This is a genomic window from Clostridium sp. TJA038 (assembly GCF_058310255.1).
In genome coordinates, this window is sequence record NZ_JBZEFA010000006.1 from 1 (window position 1) to 20,991 (window position 20,991).

Annotated in this window: 19 protein-coding genes and 1 riboswitch; of the genes, 3 read left to right on the forward strand and 16 right to left on the reverse strand. The window is 27.1% G+C overall.

Annotated features, from left to right (window positions below; all coding sequences use genetic code 11):
• Nucleotides 1–473: 473 nt before the first annotated feature.
• Nucleotides 474–1,133: a hypothetical protein gene (locus AC4FQV_RS09720; protein ID WP_491140150.1), complete on the reverse strand. Its 660-nt coding sequence runs from the start codon at nucleotides 1,131–1,133 to the stop codon at nucleotides 474–476.
• Nucleotides 1,134–1,441: 308 nt separating this feature from the next.
• Between AC4FQV_RS09720 and AC4FQV_RS09725 the strand changes: the two genes are divergently transcribed.
• The gene (locus AC4FQV_RS09725) at nucleotides 1,442–2,731 is read left to right on the forward strand and encodes a murein hydrolase activator EnvC family protein (RefSeq protein ID WP_491140151.1); all 1,290 of its coding nucleotides are present in this window, start codon (nucleotides 1,442–1,444) and stop codon (nucleotides 2,729–2,731) included.
• A gap of 209 nt (nucleotides 2,732–2,940) precedes the next feature.
• On the opposite strand, the gene AC4FQV_RS09730 is transcribed toward AC4FQV_RS09725, so the two are convergent.
• The 5 genes from AC4FQV_RS09730 to AC4FQV_RS09750 all read right to left on the reverse strand — a co-directional run bounded on the left by AC4FQV_RS09730 (nucleotide 2,941) and on the right by AC4FQV_RS09750 (nucleotide 6,486).
• Nucleotides 2,941–3,102 carry a hypothetical protein gene (locus AC4FQV_RS09730; RefSeq protein WP_491140152.1) on the reverse strand — a complete coding sequence of 54 codons (162 nt, stop codon included), beginning with the start codon at nucleotides 3,100–3,102 and terminating at the stop codon, nucleotides 2,941–2,943.
• Nucleotides 3,103–3,805: 703 nt separating this feature from the next.
• Nucleotides 3,806–4,663 (reverse strand): ATP-binding cassette domain-containing protein, encoded by an 858-nt coding sequence (locus tag AC4FQV_RS09735; RefSeq protein ID WP_491140153.1) that lies wholly within the window; start codon nucleotides 4,661–4,663, stop codon nucleotides 3,806–3,808.
• 14 nt (nucleotides 4,664–4,677) lie between these two features.
• Nucleotides 4,678–5,448 (reverse strand): cobalt ECF transporter T component CbiQ, encoded by a 771-nt coding sequence (gene cbiQ, locus AC4FQV_RS09740; protein WP_491140154.1) that lies wholly within the window; start codon nucleotides 5,446–5,448, stop codon nucleotides 4,678–4,680.
• The gene (locus AC4FQV_RS09745; RefSeq protein WP_491140155.1) at nucleotides 5,432–5,743 is read right to left on the reverse strand and encodes an energy-coupling factor ABC transporter substrate-binding protein; all 312 of its coding nucleotides are present in this window, start codon (nucleotides 5,741–5,743) and stop codon (nucleotides 5,432–5,434) included. The genes cbiQ and AC4FQV_RS09745 overlap by 17 nt, the downstream gene beginning before the upstream one ends.
• Nucleotides 5,743–6,486, reverse strand: a complete 744-nt coding sequence (locus AC4FQV_RS09750; RefSeq protein WP_491140156.1) for an energy-coupling factor ABC transporter permease — start codon at nucleotides 6,484–6,486, stop codon at nucleotides 5,743–5,745. Before AC4FQV_RS09750 ends, AC4FQV_RS09745 begins: the two co-directional genes overlap by 1 nt.
• 262 nt (nucleotides 6,487–6,748) lie before the next feature.
• Nucleotides 6,749–6,946: riboswitch (cobalamin riboswitch) on the reverse strand.
• 214 nt (nucleotides 6,947–7,160) lie between these two features.
• Between AC4FQV_RS09750 and AC4FQV_RS09755 the strand changes: the two genes are divergently transcribed.
• Nucleotides 7,161–7,550: a hypothetical protein gene (locus AC4FQV_RS09755; protein ID WP_491140157.1), complete on the forward strand. Its 390-nt coding sequence runs from the start codon at nucleotides 7,161–7,163 to the stop codon at nucleotides 7,548–7,550.
• Between the two features lie 35 nt (nucleotides 7,551–7,585).
• On the opposite strand, the gene AC4FQV_RS09760 is transcribed toward AC4FQV_RS09755, so the two are convergent.
• From AC4FQV_RS09760 to AC4FQV_RS09790, 7 genes are all read right to left on the reverse strand, one after another.
• Nucleotides 7,586–8,422 (reverse strand): MurR/RpiR family transcriptional regulator, encoded by an 837-nt coding sequence (locus tag AC4FQV_RS09760; RefSeq protein ID WP_491165406.1) that lies wholly within the window; start codon nucleotides 8,420–8,422, stop codon nucleotides 7,586–7,588.
• A gap of 174 nt (nucleotides 8,423–8,596) precedes the next feature.
• Complete coding sequence (locus tag AC4FQV_RS09765; RefSeq protein WP_491140159.1) at nucleotides 8,597–9,484, reverse strand: ROK family protein; 888 nt, start codon at nucleotides 9,482–9,484, stop codon at nucleotides 8,597–8,599.
• Between the two features lie 132 nt (nucleotides 9,485–9,616).
• A complete protein-coding gene (locus AC4FQV_RS09770; RefSeq protein WP_491140160.1) occupies nucleotides 9,617–10,069 on the reverse strand; it encodes a NanQ anomerase/TabA/YiaL family protein in 453 nt (150 codons plus the stop codon).
• 99 nt (nucleotides 10,070–10,168) lie between these two features.
• The gene (locus tag AC4FQV_RS09775) at nucleotides 10,169–11,692 is read right to left on the reverse strand and encodes a sodium:solute symporter family protein (protein ID WP_491165407.1); all 1,524 of its coding nucleotides are present in this window, start codon (nucleotides 11,690–11,692) and stop codon (nucleotides 10,169–10,171) included.
• A gap of 85 nt (nucleotides 11,693–11,777) precedes the next feature.
• The gene (locus AC4FQV_RS09780; protein WP_491165408.1) at nucleotides 11,778–12,644 is read right to left on the reverse strand and encodes an N-acetylneuraminate lyase; all 867 of its coding nucleotides are present in this window, start codon (nucleotides 12,642–12,644) and stop codon (nucleotides 11,778–11,780) included.
• 38 nt (nucleotides 12,645–12,682) lie between these two features.
• Nucleotides 12,683–13,348: an N-acetylmannosamine-6-phosphate 2-epimerase gene (locus tag AC4FQV_RS09785; protein WP_491140163.1), complete on the reverse strand. Its 666-nt coding sequence runs from the start codon at nucleotides 13,346–13,348 to the stop codon at nucleotides 12,683–12,685.
• 459 nt (nucleotides 13,349–13,807) lie between these two features.
• Nucleotides 13,808–14,773: an alpha/beta hydrolase gene (locus tag AC4FQV_RS09790; RefSeq protein WP_491165409.1), complete on the reverse strand. Its 966-nt coding sequence runs from the start codon at nucleotides 14,771–14,773 to the stop codon at nucleotides 13,808–13,810.
• Between the two features lie 421 nt (nucleotides 14,774–15,194).
• Here AC4FQV_RS09790 and mscL point away from each other — a divergent pair, with 421 nt between their 5' ends.
• Nucleotides 15,195–15,653: a large conductance mechanosensitive channel protein MscL gene (gene mscL / locus AC4FQV_RS09795; RefSeq protein WP_491140165.1), complete on the forward strand. Its 459-nt coding sequence runs from the start codon at nucleotides 15,195–15,197 to the stop codon at nucleotides 15,651–15,653.
• Nucleotides 15,654–15,746: 93 nt separating this feature from the next.
• On the opposite strand, the gene AC4FQV_RS09800 is transcribed toward mscL, so the two are convergent.
• The 3 genes from AC4FQV_RS09800 to arcC all read right to left on the reverse strand — a co-directional run bounded on the left by AC4FQV_RS09800 (nucleotide 15,747) and on the right by arcC (nucleotide 20,962).
• A complete protein-coding gene (locus AC4FQV_RS09800) occupies nucleotides 15,747–19,061 on the reverse strand; it encodes a collagenase (protein ID WP_491140166.1) in 3,315 nt (1,104 codons plus the stop codon).
• A gap of 442 nt (nucleotides 19,062–19,503) precedes the next feature.
• On the reverse strand, nucleotides 19,504–20,001 hold the full coding sequence (locus AC4FQV_RS09805) for an arginine repressor (protein ID WP_491140252.1): 498 nt from the start codon (nucleotides 19,999–20,001) through the stop codon (nucleotides 19,504–19,506).
• 16 nt (nucleotides 20,002–20,017) lie between these two features.
• Nucleotides 20,018–20,962: a carbamate kinase gene (gene arcC / locus AC4FQV_RS09810; protein WP_491140168.1), complete on the reverse strand. Its 945-nt coding sequence runs from the start codon at nucleotides 20,960–20,962 to the stop codon at nucleotides 20,018–20,020.
• Nucleotides 20,963–20,991: the final 29 nt, after the last annotated feature.

Genomic DNA, 20,991 nt, shown 5'->3' on the forward strand with positions numbered 1-20,991 from the left:
TTTATGTTAATATCTTCTGTTTAATTTTCAAAGACCATTTCTTTGTCGCCCTCAAGCGACTTTCTTAGTTTAACATCACTTCGAAACTTTGTCAACAACTTTTTTCAAAATTTTATTTGTTATGTTGTTGCCCTGTCTCTTGCTGACGAAATTTATCTTACCATGTTATATGAATAAATTTTATTATTATTTCTTTTGTTTTTTAAATTATATTATAATTACCTTTATTTACTCTAAATTACTATGAATTAACTGTATTGATACACTAGGTTAAGTGTTTATTATAATAATTGATTTTTATTGTTTTTTTGTATAAATTTGTATTATTTTTATTTGTAATTATTTATTTTTATATAATATTATAGAATTTTTTAGTGTAAAAATAATCTTTTGTTTAGTTTATACAATATTTTCTATAGTATTTTTAATATAATTTATTTAAAATAGCTTAATTATATTTTTAAATCTTTAGATTATTTCTTTGATAGTGTATTTAAGTTATTAGTAAATTCCTCTAAGCTATATTTTGAAACTTTAATATCCGCTGCATTTTTGCCTATATCTGTTGAATAAACTATATAAGTTGATAAAACTAAAAAAGCTACTAATGAAAATATAACACTTTTGTTTAAATACTTTATAAATAAAAGTCCACCTAATATAGATATAACTAGCCATAACAATTGTGATGAGGCTTCTATTTTTAAAGAATTAACAAAAACCATACATTGTATAATGGCAAAAAATATAAGTATACCTGCTAATATTAAAAATATAGTTATTATAGATGAAAATAAGTATGCAATTATAAGATTGAAAAAGAAATTATTAGTAAACTCTTTCTTCTTTAATATATAAGAAGCAATAAATACATTTATTATTGCAATTAAGAATATCCCCTTATAAGATTCTAATATTGAAGTTCCAAAGAAGTTTACTAAGCTTTCTAATAAAAGAGTAGAATTTATATTTCCATTATAAATTCTAGCTCTAGATAACTCATTAAACTCTATTTCAGAAACCTCACTAATAAAATTTAGAACTGCAATTCTCATTATTATCATTATTAATACAAATAAGATTATTTTTGCATTCACTTCTTTTGAATATTTCTTAGATGATTTTCTAGCCATTAACCCTTCCCCCTAAATCATAAACTTAGTTTAATTATGGCCATATTTTTTTCTTTTAATCACAAATAACCTAAGTAATATTTTTTTATAATTTTATCTATTTAATTCTTTTAATCGTTAAATTATTTTTTTAATAATTGGTTTTTATTTCTATTAAAAATAATTTTTTATGCCTTTTGTTAACTTTTCTTTTAAAAGTTAACTTAAAATTTTCAAATTATCTGTGGATATTCCTCTATGATTTAAGGTATAATTTGTTGAAAATAAAACAAAACTCTCGAAAAAATATATTAAAGATAGGTGATTAAATGAACAAACTTAAAATTGTATCTTTGTTTATGAGTAGTTTTTTAGTGGTTAGTGCTTTTTCTGCTCCACTAATAACAAAAGCAAATCCCCAGGTTAATAAATTAGAAGAGGAGAAAAAACAAATTAACGAAGAAAAGCAAGCTAAAAAGGGAAAATTAGACGAAATTAAAGATAAAATTGAATCTAAACAATCTGAAGTAAACTCAGCTCAAGCAAAAGTTACTGAATATGAAGAAAAAATACAAACTTTAAATAACGAAATTTCATCTACTGATTCTGAAATAACTAAAGTACAAGATTCAATAGAAGAAAATACTGGTGAAATTAAAAAAGCTAAAAAAGAACAAGACGAAAAGCAAGAAATTTTAGGTGAGAGACTTAGAAATGTTTATAAATCTAATTTAAGTGATAGATTTCTTTACATGATTCTTGAATCTAAAAGTTTTGGCGAGCTTTTATCTAACATAGCTAATATAACAACACTTGTTAAAACAGATAATAAATTAATTGATGAAATAAAAGATTTAAAGAAAGAATTAGAAATTAGAAGTGAACAACTTGAGGAGTCTAAAGATACTTTAGACAAAAAGAAAAATGAACTTCTTTCTAAAGAAAAGTCTCTTACTGAGACAAAAACAGAACATGAAAATACTTTAAACAATTATAAATCACAGTTAAGTGAATTAGAAGAGTTAGAGAGTCAAAAAAATGCTGAACTTAAATCTTTAGCAGAAAGAGAAGATGAAATAGAGAAGGAAATTCAATCCTACTTTAAACCAGCTCCTGCTCCTGCTAAAAGCGAAAGTTCTTCAAGTAGTAATGGAGGAAGTAGTAACTCTAGTTCTGGTGGTAGCTCTGCTCCATCACAAAATAGTGGTTCTTCTTCAAACAGCCACTCATCTAGTGGATTTATAAGACCTGTTGCGTCTTCTTCTATAACTAGTCCATATGGTCCTAGAGTTCATCCTGTAACAGGAGAATATAAAGTTCATACTGGAGTAGACTTTGCAGCATCTATGGGTGAACCATTCTTAGCTGCTCAAGATGGAGTTGTAACTGCAGCTGAATATCATCCTGCTTATGGTAATATGGTAATAATAGACCATGGTAATGGAATTAGCACATTATATGCACATGCATCTCAATTAAAGGTATCAGCTGGTCAAAGAGTAAAACAAGGACAAGTAGTTTCTCTAGTAGGTTCTACAGGATATAGTACTGGTCCTCATGCTCACTTTGAAATAAGAGTTAATGGACAACATGTAAATCCTATGAATTATATAAGTTAAACTATATAAAAAGAGATAGCTTTTAAGCTATCTCTTTTTAATTTAAAAAATTCTATAATAAATTTAAACTAAGACTAACATATTTTAAATATGTTGACTAATTTAAGTAATTCTTCCCCATAAAACTAATTTAAAATTAATAATTCAAATTTTAAATACTTTATTTTTTTAGAGTTAATAACAATTTATATGTTTTACTATCCTTGAAATTAAATATTATTTTTTTTTGATTTATAATATTCCTTTAGTCTGTCTCTTTGTTCTTTAACAATAAGCTCATCTACCATTACACTAAGTTGAAGCACTTCCTTAGTACAGCCATATTTCTGATATAAACCTGATAATAAATCTTTTAACTCATTAGTAAACATTTTATCATACTCTCCCTCTTTAATCTTTTAATATCATCCCCTAAAATTTAATATGTTATTTTTTAGACAATTCATCACATTATTTCTATGTATTTAAAAATATAACAAATAGCCTTATATATATTCTAAAATCATTTTCATAATTAGTAAATAATTTTAGAATTACAAAATTCGACCATAATTTTTTATTACAGAGTTATGATTTTTTATACAATATATTCTATTTCTCATGATTTTTTTCTTATTATTATGTATTTTTTACTAAATGGACTAATTTTTATTATATATTTTTAATTTTACTCTATATATTTATTAGATAGAAAATATTTTTAAATTATAAAATTTCATTATTTTAGAAATTTTTTATGTAATGTAATTATTTTGAAATTTTACTTTTAAATAATGAAACTTTTTCTTTTTCAAATTAAAAATAGTAAAATAAATCAGTAAAAATTTTTACTGAATTTTTTTTAGAAAATTAGTATTTTTTATTTTATATCCCATAAAAGTAACTATTTTATCTTATCAAAATTATTTCATATGCACAAATTTAATTTATAATAGAAATATTAAGTATATTTTATCATTTTAATATTTATAACAATAAAATAAACTTATTTATTTTATTATTATTTACTAAAAAAGACACCTATCAAAATACTTTGATAGGTGTCTAAATGCTTAAATAAATCTAAATTAAATATTAATCTTTAAAAATTTTACTCTTAAAAGAACTTATTCTTTTTCTTGCCTGTCCTATAGTTAAGTCTAATTCATCAAAGGAGAATCCATCCTTTTCTTTTAAAATCTCCATAAGATGCCCTATTCTAGGTAATCTAAGATTAACCTTTCTTATGGTATCCTTCTTAGAAAATACCTCCTTAGGATTTCCACTTAGTACAACTTTTCCTTCTTTCATAACAAAAACCTTATCACAATATAACGGAACAATGTCTATATCATGAGTGGCTATTATTATTGTTATTCCTAATTCTTTTTGCATCTCTAATAATAATTTCATTATTTCTGATACTCCAAGAGGATCTAATCCTGCTGTAGGCTCATCTAATATTAATACCTTAGGTTCCATAACTAAAACCCCAGCAATTGCTACTCTTTTTTTCTGTCCAAAACTTAAGCAATGTGTAGGTTTGTCTTTTAAATGCTCTATTCCAGTTCTTTTTAAAGCTTTATGTACTCTTTTTTTCACTTCCTCCTCTGGCAACTTCATATTAATAGCACCAAAGGAAACATCTTTATATACACTAGCTGAAAAAAGTTGATTATCAGGGTCTTGAAAAACAATTCCTATGTTTTCTCTAAGTTTCATTATTCCTTTTCTTGAGTAATCTATTTCCTTATTGTTAAAGAGTATTCTTCCTGAAGAGGGTTTTAATATGCCATTAAAATTTTGAAATAAAGTTGATTTTCCAACACCATTTCCCCCTAATATAGCTGTAACCTCTCCTCTTTTTATATTCATATTTATACCTTTTAGAGCATGAGTTCCATCTGAATAATTATAATTAAGCTCTTCTACTTTTAATATATACTCTTCCATAAAATCCTCCTACTCTATTTAAAAAATATAGCTATTCCTATAAAAATAAGATTAATTAATATAGTTATTATATATATGTAATTTCTCTTTTCAACCTCTTCTTCAATAACTTTAATTTCTCCATTATACCCTCTAGCTTCTAAAGCTGTGTATAAATCATTAGCTCTTTTAAAGGAACGGATAAATAAAGTTGATGCTAAGGCTCCTAGAGATTTATAAGATGTTTTTATATCCCTATATCCAAGTCTTGAATTTTGAGATATAAACATCATTTCTGATGTTTCTAATATTATAAATATAAACCTGTAAACAAGCCCTATAAGTTCTATTAAAAAACTAGGTACTTTCATCTTAGTTAAAACAGATATTACATCTATCATTGGAGTTGTTAAAGATATAAAGTATAAACAACTTAAAGAACCCATTACTTTTAAAAACATATTAGCTCCTTGATTTATACCTTCTTTTGAAACTCCAATCCATCCATTAAAAAATCTAAAGGATATTAAAAATTGTCCTTTGTTTAAAGAATAACTTATAACAATTGTTAGTATTCCAATTATTAAAAAAGTTATAGGTACAGTCATTAACCTTAAAAAAACTTTAACTTTAGTTTTGCCTATTCTAATTATTAAAAAACTCATAATAGCTATTGTGCATATAGATACTAGAAAATTATTAGCAAAAAGACAAACAAATAAGGTAGTTAATGCAAAAAATATCTTCTCTGTAGGATTAATATTTTTTAGTTTAGATGAATAAGCATAATTATCTATATTCATCATTTAATTCTAATTCCACTTTCTTTTTTCCCTTTAAGTAACCTATTCCAAAACCAATTATTCCTGCTCCAATTGCAGCTTGAAGAGCAAATAATAAACTTTCTATTTCTCCACTTGCAGGTTCAAATAAAGGAGAAAACCAAGGTTCATAACTTTCATCTATTTGAGTTATAGCCTCTTCTGCTTGGTCATCAGAACCACCAAACTCTCCATTACTAGCTACAAAGAAAGGTATTATAGTTATAAATACAACTAATAATAATAATATAATATTTTTTGATGCTGTTTTATTTTTCATTATTTTACCCCCTTTGCAAAAATATTAAGTTCCATTAAGTCTTCTTTTGCATAATTTTCTATAGTGTTAAAAATTATAACTGTTAATATTCCTTCACTTATAGCTAAAGGAATTTGAGTTATTGCAAATATACTCATAAATTTCATAACTGAAGCCATAACTCCACCAACTTCAGCTGGGAAAGCTAGTCCTAATTGAACTGAAGTAACCATGTAAGTAGCTAAATCTCCTAGTGCAGAAGCTAAAAATACTCCTAACCAAGTTGGTCCATTAAGTTTTTTCACTAATTTATAAAGTCCATAAGATACTAAAGGTCCAACTACAGCCATTGAAAAAGTATTAGCACCAAGAGTAGTAAGACCACCATGAGCTAAAAGTAAGGCTTGGAATAAAAGTACAATAACACCTAAAACTGAGGCTGCTGTAGGTCCAAATAATATAGCTGCAAGTCCAACTCCTGTAGGGTGTGAACAACTTCCTGTAACTGATGGAAGCTTTAATGCAGAAAGTACAAAAGCATAAGCCCCTGCCATAGCTAATAAAATCTTTAATCTTGGGTTATTTTTAACTTTACTTCTAATAGAAAATAATCCTAATACTATAAATGGTATTGTTATAACTCCCCATGCTATACACCATTTAGGTTGTAAAAAACCTTCCATAATATGCATAGCTAAAACACTTCTTGGTATTAATAAGAACATTAATAAGAATCCTATAAATACTTGATTTCTTTTTGACATAATAACTCTACTCCTTAAATTATATTTTGTTTTGTGTCCCCCACTTGTATGTGATATTGAGAAAAATATTTCTAACATAACTTTAAAATTTAATATGTATTTTTAGATTTAAAAGTTAAATTGATTATTGTTTTGTAAGTATAAAGTTTTGTTAAAAATTTCATCTCATATAAAAACCCCTAGACATTGCGTCTAGGGGGTTATAACAAATCTATAAAAATATAACTTACCAAAGCACAACATCTCCTATTTCCCGTAGGATACTGATGTTTTAAAATAGGCAGGTCTTCTGGCTCAAGTATCATAATTTTTTTGTTGCCTTCCCAAAATAAATTTCAGTGGCTTAAAATACAAAAAAACTCCTCTCTTACAGCGGCGGGACCGCGTGGGATTTAAACCCAACTTCCCTTTTAATAAAGTTCATAATTATGAACTTTTAACCTATTTTTAAATATTTATTTTTACAATACTTTAACATTATATAGCATATATGCTTTATTTACAATTAATCTATTAATTTTTTTATATAAATACTATTAAATATTATAATTAAAAGTAGATTTTAGCTTAATTTAAGGTAGTAGTAACCTCTCTGTAAATATATTCAGTTGTTCAATTGTTAAAATTTTGTGTATAATCATAATAAAGAAAAAATTTATTTAGGGGGAATTAAATTGAAAAAAAGAAATGTACGTACTTTAGATGGAATCATTTACTCTTTATTTATAATGATGACTATAGCAACTCTCTTTGTAATATATAGAGACATTCCAAGCAAAGCTACTTTAAACTTCGTTACTGCCTATGCTATCTTTGCAATTATTATTCCTTTATATATATTAATAAGAGTTTTGTGTACTGTAAAACACTTTACCTTTTCAGATGTAAAAAAAGAAGGAGTTAAATTTTTTATTTTATTTGTAGGTTTATTAATCCTTAGATTTATTGGTGATTTATTTTTACCTTTACCAGATTTAAGATTAAGCAGAACTTTACCTTCTTCTCTTATTTTTGCTTTTGGAATAACCTGTTTTGATATAGCTTTATCAAAAAGACCAAAATAAAATAGGTCACAGTTAAATCACTGTGACCTATTCTCTTAATCTAAAATAGCACTTGTTGTTTTAATTTTCTTCTCAACTGCCTCACTAAACATTTCCTTAATAACTTCTGTATAAAGTAAATCAAGTAAAAATATTTGAGGAATTTTTGATGATATAGAACCAGTTTCAAAGATAGTTTCAGCTGAAGTATATGTTAGGGCATAGTCAGCTAATTCTCTTAATGGATTTTTACTATCCTCTGTTAAGCTTATTATTTTAGTTCCATTTTCCTTAGCTTGTTTTACAGTTTTTAAAACCTCTTTAGTTGTACCAGAGTTTGATATTGCAACCATAACATCATCATTATTTGTAATTGAAGACATTATAACCATTGTATGACTATCTGTTACTGGTATAGTTGTAAACCCAATTCTCATGAATTTATAATTTATATCCATAGCTGCAATTCCAGAATATCCTATTCCTATAAAATACACTCTCTTAGCATTCATAATTAAATCTTTGCATTTAAACATTAAATTTAAATCTATATTTTTTACAGTCTGCTCTAATATGTTTATAGAAGATTTAAGCATTTTATTAGCAGTTTCTTTTAAACTTTCATCTCTATGAACATGTAAATTTATTATACTTGTATTCTTTTTATTTGAAATTTCCTTAGCTAAAGTTACCTTAAAGTCTTGAAAGCCATTAAATCCTAATTTCTTAGTAAATCTTGTTATTGTTGCTTCCCCTACACTAGATTCCTTTGCTATTACAGAAATTGATTTATATATAATATTGTCTAAATCTGATTCTATATATTCAATTAAATTTTTTTCTGATTTAGTTGCCTTAAATTTTGGATTTTCTAATTGCTCTAATATTCCCATAAAGTACCTCTTATTCTATTAGTAATTAAACTTAATTTTATAGGAATACTAAAAACTTATTTAAAGCAAAATCCTTTAAAATTAAGTTAAGCATAATATTTTAAGTATATCATTCTTGTCATATAAGCTCCATAATTTATATAAATATATTAGTATACAAACTTTAAATTAATTTTAAAGTTTATAGTTTAATCTAAAGTTGTAATAAGCACCCTTCATTCCAGCAGTATTTTTTAACTCTGCAAAGGCTATTTTTGTATTTTTATAAACAGATTCTATTAAGTATTTTTTTAAACTATTTTCAATTAAAGGTCTAAAAATTTCCTCTCTAGCCATTATTCCTCCCCCTAAAACAACTACCTCAGGGTTTATTAAATAAACTACACTTGATAAACATAAAGCTAAATTATCTGCTAATTTTTCAACCTCTTCTTTGCATATTACATCTCCTTTTTCATAGTTATCTAAAACATACCTTCCATCTATAAAGCTTGTATCAAGACCTTTTCTAGAGGCTACATTTTTAACTAAAGCACTTGTAGATGCAATATCTTGAATTTGCTCTCCTCTAACTATCATATAACCAATTTCTCCAGCTGAGTTGCTAAAACCATGTAGTATCTTTCCATCTATAATTAAAGCTCCCCCAATTCCTGTTCCAATTGTTAAACAAGCCATTGACCTAGTTCCCTTTCCAGCACCATAAGAAAATTCTCCTAAAGCTGCACAGTTTACATCATTTTCAACGAAACAAGGTAAATTAAATTCTTCTTCTAAGATTTTTTTTACTTCAACCCCTGTATAATTAGGTATAGTTGGTCCTGCAAAAACTATTTTCCCTTCTTTAGGACAAACCATTCCAGCTGTTGATACGGCTATACCCTCTATTTTATTTTTCTTAATCATTTCGTGAATTATTTCTTTAACCTTTTCTATAATACTTAAGCCACCTTTTTCAGCTTCAGTATCTCTATCATTAGTCTCAACTAAAATTCCTTCTTCATTTATTATTCCATATTTTATGCTAGTTCCACCTATATCTATAACTGCAAATAAACTCATATATAAATCACCTCTATTTTTATTTTAATTTTTATATGCAAGAAAGGCTGTACCTAAAAATGCCTATAATTCATAAACTAAAATTTTAATTTTGTTTATTTTTTAAGCAACAGGTACAACCTTAAAAATGTATTATAAAATAACTTTATAAATAGCTTTCTTAACCTCTGAAGGCTCCTTATCAGCCTTTAAACAAGTCATGTGTATATCCTCAGGATAACAAATTAGAAAATCACCTTCTTCTAATACTACTGTAGAATTTGCCTCTCCATCAAAGGATAAGAAATCATCTTTCTCTACATATTCTTTAAAATCTAAATTTTCTTTGAAATTTAAATCTATTCTTTCTTTTCCACTAAAAACTACATGAACATCTATATACTTTTTATGTCCTTCCCAAAAACGATCTTCCTTATCCTTTGTAGTATAATTAACTCTATTAAAGAAAAGTTCATCACCTTTTATTTCATGAGTACCTGCTTCAAAATCTATTACCTTATTATTTTTTGCATGTAATAAAGCTTCTTTGACAAGCTTTGGTAAATAATCATAAGCCTCTAAATTTAATAAATTCCCAAATATCATTTTTTTCACCTCTAAAATCTATAATTTTAAAGTAGTGCTGACCCTTAGAAAAATATTTCTTCTAAAAGTCAACACTATCTTTAACTAAAAATTATTCTATTAATTATTAACTAATTCACCTTCATTTTTATTGTAGTAAATTGTTGCTTCATTTAATGTTTTTTCATCTGCTAATTGAGATTGAGTCATTAATGAAACTATCATACCAACTACAATTGAAACACCTATTGATATAATTGAGTATGACCATATGCTTACATCAAATCCGCCATACTTACATGCTATAACTGCAATAGCTGATGCTATAAATCCAGCATATGCTCCTGCTTTTGTAGCCTTTTTAAAGAATATTCCTAGTACAAATATTCCAGCTAGTACACCAAGAACAAGTCCCATAAATCCATTGAACCATTCATAAGCTGAGTTTACTCCACCATTTGCAAGTATTACTGCCATTGCTATTGCAGCTATCCCAACACCTAAAGATATATACTGAGCAATCTTAGTTTGCTTTTCCATAGACATATCCTTTGTTATAAAGTTTTGAATGTCTAAAGTCCAGCTTGTTGCAACTGAGTTTAATCCAGTTGAAAGTGTTGATTGAGCTGCTGCATATATAGCTGCTAAAACTATACCTGTAATACCAACTGGTAATTGGAATGCTATATATGATGCAAATATTTGGTCTTGTTGAGCAGTTTGTAATAACTGTGGATTTTGTTTATAGAAAACATATAAAGCTGTTCCTATTAAATAGAAAACTGTTGCTACAAATAATGATAATACTAAGTTACCATAAGTCATTTTCTTTAATTGTTTTATATCTGTAGTAGTAGTAAACCTTTGCACTACATCCTGACTTGAGATATATGAAGAGAAAGTATTTAATCCTCCTCCAACTATTAATAAGAATACACTTGTTTTAAAGATATTAGCATCAAAAATTGGTTCTTGTGAAGCTAAGAATTTTCCGCCTTCAGTTAACTCACTCATAATAGCGCCAAAGCCACCATTTATTGTACAAATTAAAAATATTAATGCGAATACGATACCTGCTATAAGTACACAACCTTGAATGAAGTCTGTCCATAAAACTGACTTTAATCCACCTGTGTATGAATAAATTATAGCTATTACACCCATTGCTATTATAAGTAGATAAACATTTATTCCTGTAAGATTTGCTAATACCATAGATGGTAAGTACATTATAATTGCCATACGTCCTATTTGATAAATTATAAACATTACAGCACCAAGAACTCTAAGACCTTTATCTTTATATCTTATTTGTAAATATTCATAGGCTGTATCTATATCTAATCTACTATAAACAGGTAAAATAAACCTTATTGTAAGAGGTACTGCTACAAACATACCAAGTTGAGCAAACCACATTATCCAAGTACCCTGATAAGAATTACCAGCTAGTGATAAAAATGAAATTGGACTTAATAAAGTTGCAAATATAGAAACTGAAGTAACCCACCAAGGTATAGTTCCATCACCTCTGAAGAACTCTTTACCTTTCATCTCTTTCTTAGAGAACTTTAACCCAGCATAAAGAACAGCTCCTAAGTAAACAACTAGAACAACTAAATCAAACTTCGTAAATCCTTGCATACCAATTCTCCCCCTTTTTTTCAATTTTTACATAGGCTAGCTTAATTAAAGCTAGCCTAAAAACATATCCATTTTATTTTAAAACCTAGAAATATTTTTTATTTATTTCTTTAGCTTTTTCAATCATCTCTTCAGTAGCTTCTTTCATAGGTTGTCTACAGTAACCTGCATCTACCCCTTGTTCTTGAAGAATTATCTTGATTGTTTGGTAAAGACCATTATTTAAGATATCAGTTATTAAATCATTAGTTACATGTTGAACTTCTAAAGCTGTTTTAATATCTCCTTTTTGTGCAGCCTCAAAAATTTGTCTTGCTCTAACACCGTTTACATTAAAGGTTGAACCTATAGCACCATCAACTCCAAGAACTGTAGCAGGTAACATCATTTCATCAAAACCAGCAAATATTAATTTATCTGGGAATGCTTTTCTCATACGTTCTAATAAATAGAAGTCAGCTGCTGTAAATTTAACACCGATAATCTTATCATTTTTAAATAGTTCAGCAAATTGGTCTATTGACATATTTACTCCTGTTAAGAAAGGAATTGAGTAAATTATAAGTTTGTTATCAACAGAGTTTATTATTGTTTCGTAGTAGTTTTTGATTTCGCTAAAGTCGAATTTATAATAAAATGGAGTAACTGCTGAAATTGCATCATATCCTAAATCTGTTGTAAACTTAGCTAATTCAACAGCCTCTTTTAAGTTAATTGAACCTACTTGAGCAATTAATTTAACTTGTCCCTTTGCTTCATCCATAGCTATTTCAAAAATTCTTTTCTTTTCATCAGTTGAAAGCATAAAGTTTTCTCCTGTACTTCCACCTACATAAAGACCGTCTATTTTACATACATCAATATTGTGTCTTATTATTTCTCTTAATCCCTTCTCATTGATGTTTCCATCCTTGTCAAATGAAACTAATAATGCTGAATATATACCTTTCATGTTCTTATTCTCCTCTCAAAATGCCTTTAATATTTCTTTTATTTTAAAATATCAGTAAATCTCTTAGTTATTTGTTGTGGTCTTGTTATAGCTCCTCCAACTACAGCTGAATATGCTCCTAAATCAAAAGCCTTTTTAAGGTCTTCAGGAGTATTTATTCTTCCCTCACAAATAACTGGAATTTTTACCGCTTTTACTAACTTTTCTAAAAGTTCAAAGTCTACACTATTACTTTGTGTAGAGTATGGAGTGTATCCTGCAAGTGTTGTAGATACACAATCAAAACCTAACTTTTCAGCCTCTATACCCTCTTCTAAAGTTGAGATATCTGCCATAGCTAATCTTCCATTTTCATGTATTGCAGAAACCAAATCTTTAATGTCCTCATTGTTAGGTCTTTTTCTATTTGTTGCATCTAAAGCTATCATTTCACAATCAGTCTTTAGAAGCTCGTCCACTTCCTTCATAGTAGGAGTTATATAAATCTCTGAGTCATCGTAATTTCTTTTTATTATTCCGATAACAGGAAGTTTAGTAACTTTTTTTATTTCATTAATATCATCAACGCCTTGTGCTCTTATAGCAACCGCTCCACCTTCTTTAGCAGCTACTGCCATCCTTCCCATAATAAAAGAACTATGCAAAGGTTCATCTGATAAAGCTTGGCAAGAAACTATTAAATTTCCTTTTACCACGTCTAACATTTTATCACCTTTTTTCTGAAAATTATTTTCTTTGCATTTTTATTGTAATCCTTTTCTAAAAATATTTCAATAGTTTTTGAAAATATTTTTCTTTTTTATCTTCGATTTCTTTCTACACTCTTTAACAGAGCAGTTTTTATAGGGTTTTTTCTCATATTTTTTTCAAACACTTTTAGCTAAATTTCGATTTTTGAAAATTTATTTCACTTTAAATTTAATCTTCAAAAAGTTTTCATAGTAATATTTTTAAGTTGAAATCTTAAAATATATGTAATAAATTTAGAATTTTAAAAAGTTAAATGCTTTTAAAAGTAAGACTTTTTACTATTTTAATAATAATTTCGACACTTAAAATAAAACACTATTTTTTCTATTAAATAAAAAATAGAAATACTTATATATCCTTACTTTTAAGAAGTAATAATATATAAATATTTCTATAAGTCTTTAAAGTTATTTTTACTTACTATTTTCTTTTAAAAACTTCACTACATAATCAAGATTTTCATAAGCCTCTTTAAAGGAAAATTTAAATTGATATTCATGCCAAAGCCCTCTATTTTCATAAAAATTTCTATAAACCTTAACTCCTAGTTTTTCTAGAGAATTAGCAAATTCTTTTCCTTCATTAAAAAAAGGGTCAATATCTCCTACAGTTATAAAGGTACTTGCATAGTTACCTGTAATATGTTTTATAGTTGATAACTCCTCTATATTTTCATAGGATTCAAAATCACTTTTTCCTGTTAAAGCTTCCATATATGTTTGTATTCCTGGAAATTTAGTGCTTCTTAAAGTTTCCATATTATAAAGACCACAAAATAATATAATACCTTTTAAAAAAGAATTTTTTATTGAAGCTTTTATTTTCATCCTTTTTTCTAAAGCTTCATTGCTTATAATTGCTCCTAGTTCACTTGCAATTTGAGCTCCTGCAGAATCTCCCCCTATAAAAATTCTTTCCTTATCTCCCATAAATTTATCTGCATTTAAATATACATATTTTAAAGCATCATTACTTTGAATAATTTGACTTGGATATTTATACTTAGGTGCTAAAACATAATTTATATTAAATACAACAAAACCATAACTTGCCAAGGTTATCATATAGCTTTCAACAGTTTCCTTGCTATTTGCTATATACCCTCCCCCATGAATCCACATTAAAACTGGTGCCTTTTCTTTTAATCCCTTAGGATAATAAACATCTAACTTATTATTTTCTGAAATTTTTGAGGCATATTCTATTTCTTTTAATATATTAACCTTCTTCTCTCTTTCCTTAAAATCCTTTGGTCCCTTAAAAACACCCAACTGAAATACCCATCTATAAACTCTATAGGCTAAGTTAAAGCTTACAAAAAACTCTAATAAATTAGATAAAAGGCACATAAATTTTCCCTGTAACTTTCTAAACCACATTTTATCACCTTCTTAAGCCTTTATTTCTTTCTGTGATTTTTACTCCCTTAAATAAAAAATATATATTTATTTTAGTATAGATAATTATTTTTTCCAAAAAGATAAATAATTAGATTTATTATAAAAACTAAAGAAATTTAACCTTAATTATAATAATAAACTTTTAAACTTATTAAATTTACTATTTAATGTATATATTCTGTAATATTGCATAATATAAAATCTATATCCAATAATTTCTACAAAGTATTTTTCAAGAGAATTTTTTAATATAAATTTTATTAATTGACTTTTTATACAAATTTCTGTTGCAATTTGTTTATTATTTTAATAAATTTTTTTATTTTTTGATACATATTATTAATAAATAATTTATATTAACATAATTCTTAATAAATTCATTCTAAAAGGAGGAAAAATTATGTGGAAAGAATTTAAAGAATTTGCCATGAAAGGAAATGTAATAGACTTAGCTATAGGTGTTATTATAGGTGGTGCTTTTGGTAAAATAGTAACATCCTTAGTTAATGATATTATAATGCCTGTAGTTGGAAGTTTAGTTGGAAAGGTTGACTTCTCTAACTTGTACATAAATTTAAGTGGTAAACATTTTAACTCTTTACAAGAGGCTCAAGCAGCTGGAGCTGCTACAATAAATTACGGACTATTTTTAAATAATTTAATTAACTTCTTAATAATAGCCTTTTCCATTTTCATAGTTGTAAAACAAATAAATAAAATTAAAGATTTTGCAACTAAAAAAGATGATGCTAAAGTTGAAGCTACAGAAAAAACTTGTCCTTACTGTTTCACTAAAATAGATATAAAAGCTACTAGATGTCCTAACTGTACATCTATTTTAGAAGAAGCTAAAAAATAAGCAAAACATAATACATAAATACTAAATAAGGCTGTATAAGACCTTAAAGATTTTATTTTTTATCTTTAAGCCCTTTATACAGCCTATAAAAATCTATTTATTTTTTAAGTTTACTGTGTACTTTCCTGTACCTGAATTTCCAAAGGTATAAACACATAAATAATATTTTCCTGCTTTTACTTTGCAATTATTACTTAACTTATTTCCCTCAGCAATTGCATAATCTGCATAATTATTTAAATCATCAGCTGAATATAATAACCAGTTCATTTGTATATTGTCTAAATTCTCAACTAATATATTTAAATCACTATCCTTTTCTATATCTATGCTATAAATGTCCTTAAGGTCATCATTTCCTAAAGTTCCATTTATCTTGCTATTGCTATTAACCTTCATAGCCTTGTTAAATTCATTATTGTTTTCAACTTCTTCTATAGCATCTTTTTCTACTTCTTTAACATTATTTTTAAGATTTCCTTTTACATTAACTGTATAAGCACCCTTTTGATTATCATAAGTATATACACTTAAATAATATCTTCCAGGTTCTAAAGTTTTTTCACCTTTTAATTCTGTTCCTTCATTTCCTGTGGCATACATTACATAGTTACTTAAATCTCCTTCTTTATAAAGTGTCCAAGTTATGCCAACGGAATTTAAATTATCAAGAGTTATTTTAACATTTCCTCTCTTATCAACATCAAAGTAATATTTATCTGAATAGTCTTCCTCTGATAAAGTCCCCTTAACTAATATATTAGATTTAGGTATTTGATTAGCTTTTTCAAAATCATTATTTGGTTCACTTTCATTCATAACCTCAACAGGCTTATCCTCTGTAACAGTTATCTTCTTACTTTCAGTATTTAAAGCACCATTATTATCTGTAACTGTTAATTTAACTTCATATTCTCCTACCTTGTTAAATTTATGAGTAGCCTTAGCATCCTTAGATTTTTCTCCATCTCCAAAATCCCACTCATAAGCTTTTATTTCTCCATCTTCATCCTTTGAAGCTGTTCCATCAAAGTTTATTTCATCTCCAACAACTACAGATGAATTAGATTCTATAATAGCTTTAGGTTCTTTATTAAGATGAACCTCTGTATTTGTATCTGTATTCATACCATGGAATGAAACATCATAAAGATAATTTCCATTTTCATCTACTCTATGATTTACAAAGTATGCAGTAACAGTTTTGTATCCATTCCATTTTTTCTTAGCTAATTCTTTTAGTATATCGTTTAGCTTAGAGTTCATATCTTTCCAGTCATTTTCTTCTCCTTGACTTCTTCCCCCTACATATGTTCCTTTCATATCATAAGTTGTGAAGAATTGAGATTTTTCTACATTACTAGAAAGGTCTTTTATATTTGAAACTTCTTTTATATCATTTTTTATTTCTTCTATATCCTTAGGTTCATGTCCATTTACATATTCATCTGAAACTAAAGGTACATCTAAGTTATCCATATTATTTAGTAAGGAATCTATGTAAGATTCATAACTATCATCTAAATTATAATCACTACTAAGAGATGCAATGTAATTTTTATAAGAATTTACATCATTTTTCTTTATATAATCTGTCATCTTGTTAAAGATTGAAATGTTATTGTTATACATATAGTTAGATAATGCAAAGCCATAGTTATAAAAATCCCAAGAACCATACTTAGCATGTAGTACTGAGTATAAAGACATTCTGTTATTTCTATCATATGCTAGTCCTTGAGCAACTGATTTTCTTGGTTTTATTCCATCAGTTCTAGTTGAACCTGCAAAAAATTCTGCTGTTCCTTCTTCATACCAAGTTAATACTCCATCTTCATAAAACTTACCTTGTCCCCACATTCCTGGAACTACATATCTTCCTTGAAGATAGTGAGTAAACTCATGACGGAATAATTCTTCTAAAGTATATATACTTTCCTCTGGTGTTCTTTCATAAGTAAAGAAAGTTCCTATATTCTCAATATATATTCCTCCATTATCAGTACTAAATCCATTTATTATACGATTTAATTTATATTCTTCTGGTGAGTTGTAAATAACAACAGTTAAAATATCATCTGGATTTCCTTCTTCTAAAGGCTTGTCATTTTGAACTACTCTCATAAATTGAGCCTTAACTTCCTTTGAAGCCCAGTATAATCTTTTAATTTTTTCCTCTGTTACCTTATCTCCAGCTTTTACCACAAATTTTCCATCATCAAAATTATATGTCTTTGGAAGATATTTTTCTCTTGCATCTTCCTTTATTTTATCAAAATCTATATCATTTCCTTCGGAATTTTTTCCATTAAAGTTTAAGTCTAAATCATTAGCTGCCTCAATATATTGATATGATAAATAAGGATACTCTTCCATAGCCTTTTCTAAAGCTCTTTGAGAAATTGATTGATTTTCTCTAAATTTCCCCATTCTACCTGTATAGTATAAAGCATTGTTTACAAGCCAGGCATTATCTTTATTTAACTTATCACCTATTGTGCATAGTCCTTCTAATTTTTCCATGTATGGATCTATTCTATTGTAAAACTCAGTATTTTTAGCATCATATCCCTTTGTATTGTATATTACTGAATTTGTGTAATAATCAATACCCTTCATAAGATTGTATACTGCATTTCCCTTACTATAGCTTTTTCCATAAGTATCTATGTTATCTTTATAATCACTTAATATATATATACAGTTATTTATAACTTCAGTATCTGCTGAGGTATTACCTATTAATCTTCCTAAGGCTTCAACAACTCCATCTTGAACCTTTGTTCCTAGTCTAAAATAACTATTATACTCAATGTTTTTCATAGCTTGTAAACATTGATTTTTTGATTGTGTTGTATTTAAATAAGCTAAATCCTTATTATAAAAACCTAAATAATATCCAGCTCTTAAAAATTCAACTAAAGTTGGAATACCTTTATCATCCTCTGCTGTATAAGTTCTTCCACTTTCCTCTAAACCATATATTATAGCTTGAACACGGTCTCTATTACTAAAAAAAGTATATGAACCGTCATTAAAATTAAATAAATCAGGTACATTTTCATAATTTATAGTTTTTATAAGTTCAACTAAATCGCTATAATTCATTCTATTAAGTTCATCAAAGGTATAAATCTTTTTATTCTCTGCTCTCTCTAAAGCATTTTTAGGCCCTAAAGGTCTATTATTGTCTGTAGCTACCTCATCTTTTAATTGATTTTTACAATTGTCATAAGATGTTATCTCTCTAGTAATCTGTCCATTATCACTAGGCTCCCCCTTTTTATCAGCTGCAAGTACCCTAAAGGAACTGTTAAATAAAATAAATGCTGATAAAGCAAAAGTTGCCGACAATCTTTCAACTAACTTAATTTTTGTAAGCTCTCCCCTTATTAAGTTTTTTTTCATGTTTAAATGCCTCCTATATTTTAAATAATATTTATATAAAAAACCTAATTTATATTTTTAAATAGGTTCTTTCTATACACATTAATTTAAAATAACCCTACACATTTAAAATTTATTCACCACTTGTTATTATTTTATTAACATCTAAATTATAACATAAAATTTGTAATTTTTTATGTTTAATTTCTAATTTATCCTATTATTTTTAATTTTTCTAAATATATTTTTTAATTCACTAATAATTAAAATTAAAGTTTATTAATTGCAAAAAAATATTACGCCAAATAGCTTTAAATTTTTCAAAGCTATTTAAGCGTAATATTTAATGGTAACTTAGGTAATTGTTTAAACTCAGGGAATTTTTTGTATAAACACTATTGTTATACACTAAAACTTTAAGCAATTTATATTAACTCCTAAGAGTTAATTTCATAAAATTAATTTAAGCTCTTAAAGAATCTAACTCCTTAAGAATTTGGTGGGTAGCCTCTGCGCTTCTACACAAGACTAGAATATGATTTTTTCTAGCTATAGTACCAGCTATCCTATTTTCTTCAAGCTTCTCTATAAACCTTCCAATCAGACTAGCCATGCCATCTGAAGTATCAACGGCTATGAAATTTTCCTGCATAGAAAGCCTTTTTACCGAACTTTTAAATATATTTTTAAACTTCTTTATGAAATCATCTTCTTTTAAAACAACATATCTTTGTTCATGATTGGCAACGGATTTTTTTCTTATGTTCAGTTCGTGAAGATCCCTTGATAAAGTAGCTTGTGCTACCTTTACCCCAGCTTCCTTAAGTTCAATCATTAGTTCTTCTTGCTTTCCTATACACTTGTTTTCAATTATATCTAATATTATTTGATGCCTTAAAGATTTTTCTGTACTGATAATAATCTCCCCTTTACCATCTTTAATACTATATAAATTAAAAATAAGGTATTTTTTTAATTTATCTTACTATTTTTGTTCCTGATTCTCCCTTTAATGCTTCTTTAGCTTTGTCTAAGGAAGCTATTATTGCAATTTTATTGTCTCCACTTTGAACAAACTTCTTACAAGCTTCAACCTTAGGAAGCATACTTCCTTTTGCAAATTGCTCTTCTTCTATATATTTATCAACTTGTTCTAAGTTGATTTCTTTTAGTTCTTCTTGATTTGGTTTATTAAAGTTTATGCAAACTCTATCAACGGCAGTTAATATTAATAGAGCATCTGCCTTTAATATTTCAGCTAATTTTTCTGCTGCGAAATCCTTGTCTATAACTGCAGGAACTCCAGTTAATCTGTTTCCTTCTTGTATAACAGGGATTCCACCTCCTCCACAAGCTATTACAACAAAACCATTATCAACAATAGTTTGTATTGCTTCTTTCTCAACTATATCTAAAGGTTTTGGTGATGCAACTACTCTTCTATATCCTCTACCTGCATCTTCCTTCATTACATATCCTTTATCTTTTTCTAGCTTTTCAGCTTCTTCTTTGTTGTAGAATGAACCTATTGGTTTTGTTGGATTTTTAAAACCAGGGTCATCTTTGTCAACGATTACTTGAGTTACAATTGTATCTACTGATTTATTTATTCCTCTTTTTAATAGTTCTTCTCTAATAGTATTTTGAAGATGATATCCAATGTATCCTTCTGAGAAAGCACCTACTACATCAAAAGGAAATAATGGATTTGCTTCGTCAGTTTGATGAGCTAATTCTATGCTAGCTAATATTTGTCCAACTTGAGGACCATTTCCATGAACTATAGATATTTCATGGCCTTCTTCTATTAAATCAGCTATTGAAACAGCTGTTTTTCTACATGTTTCTAATTGACCTTCTGCACTTTTATCCTTTGAATCTTTTTGTAGAGCATTACCTCCTAATGCTAAAACTATTTTCATAATTTTATTCCTCCTTGATTTTAAAAGCT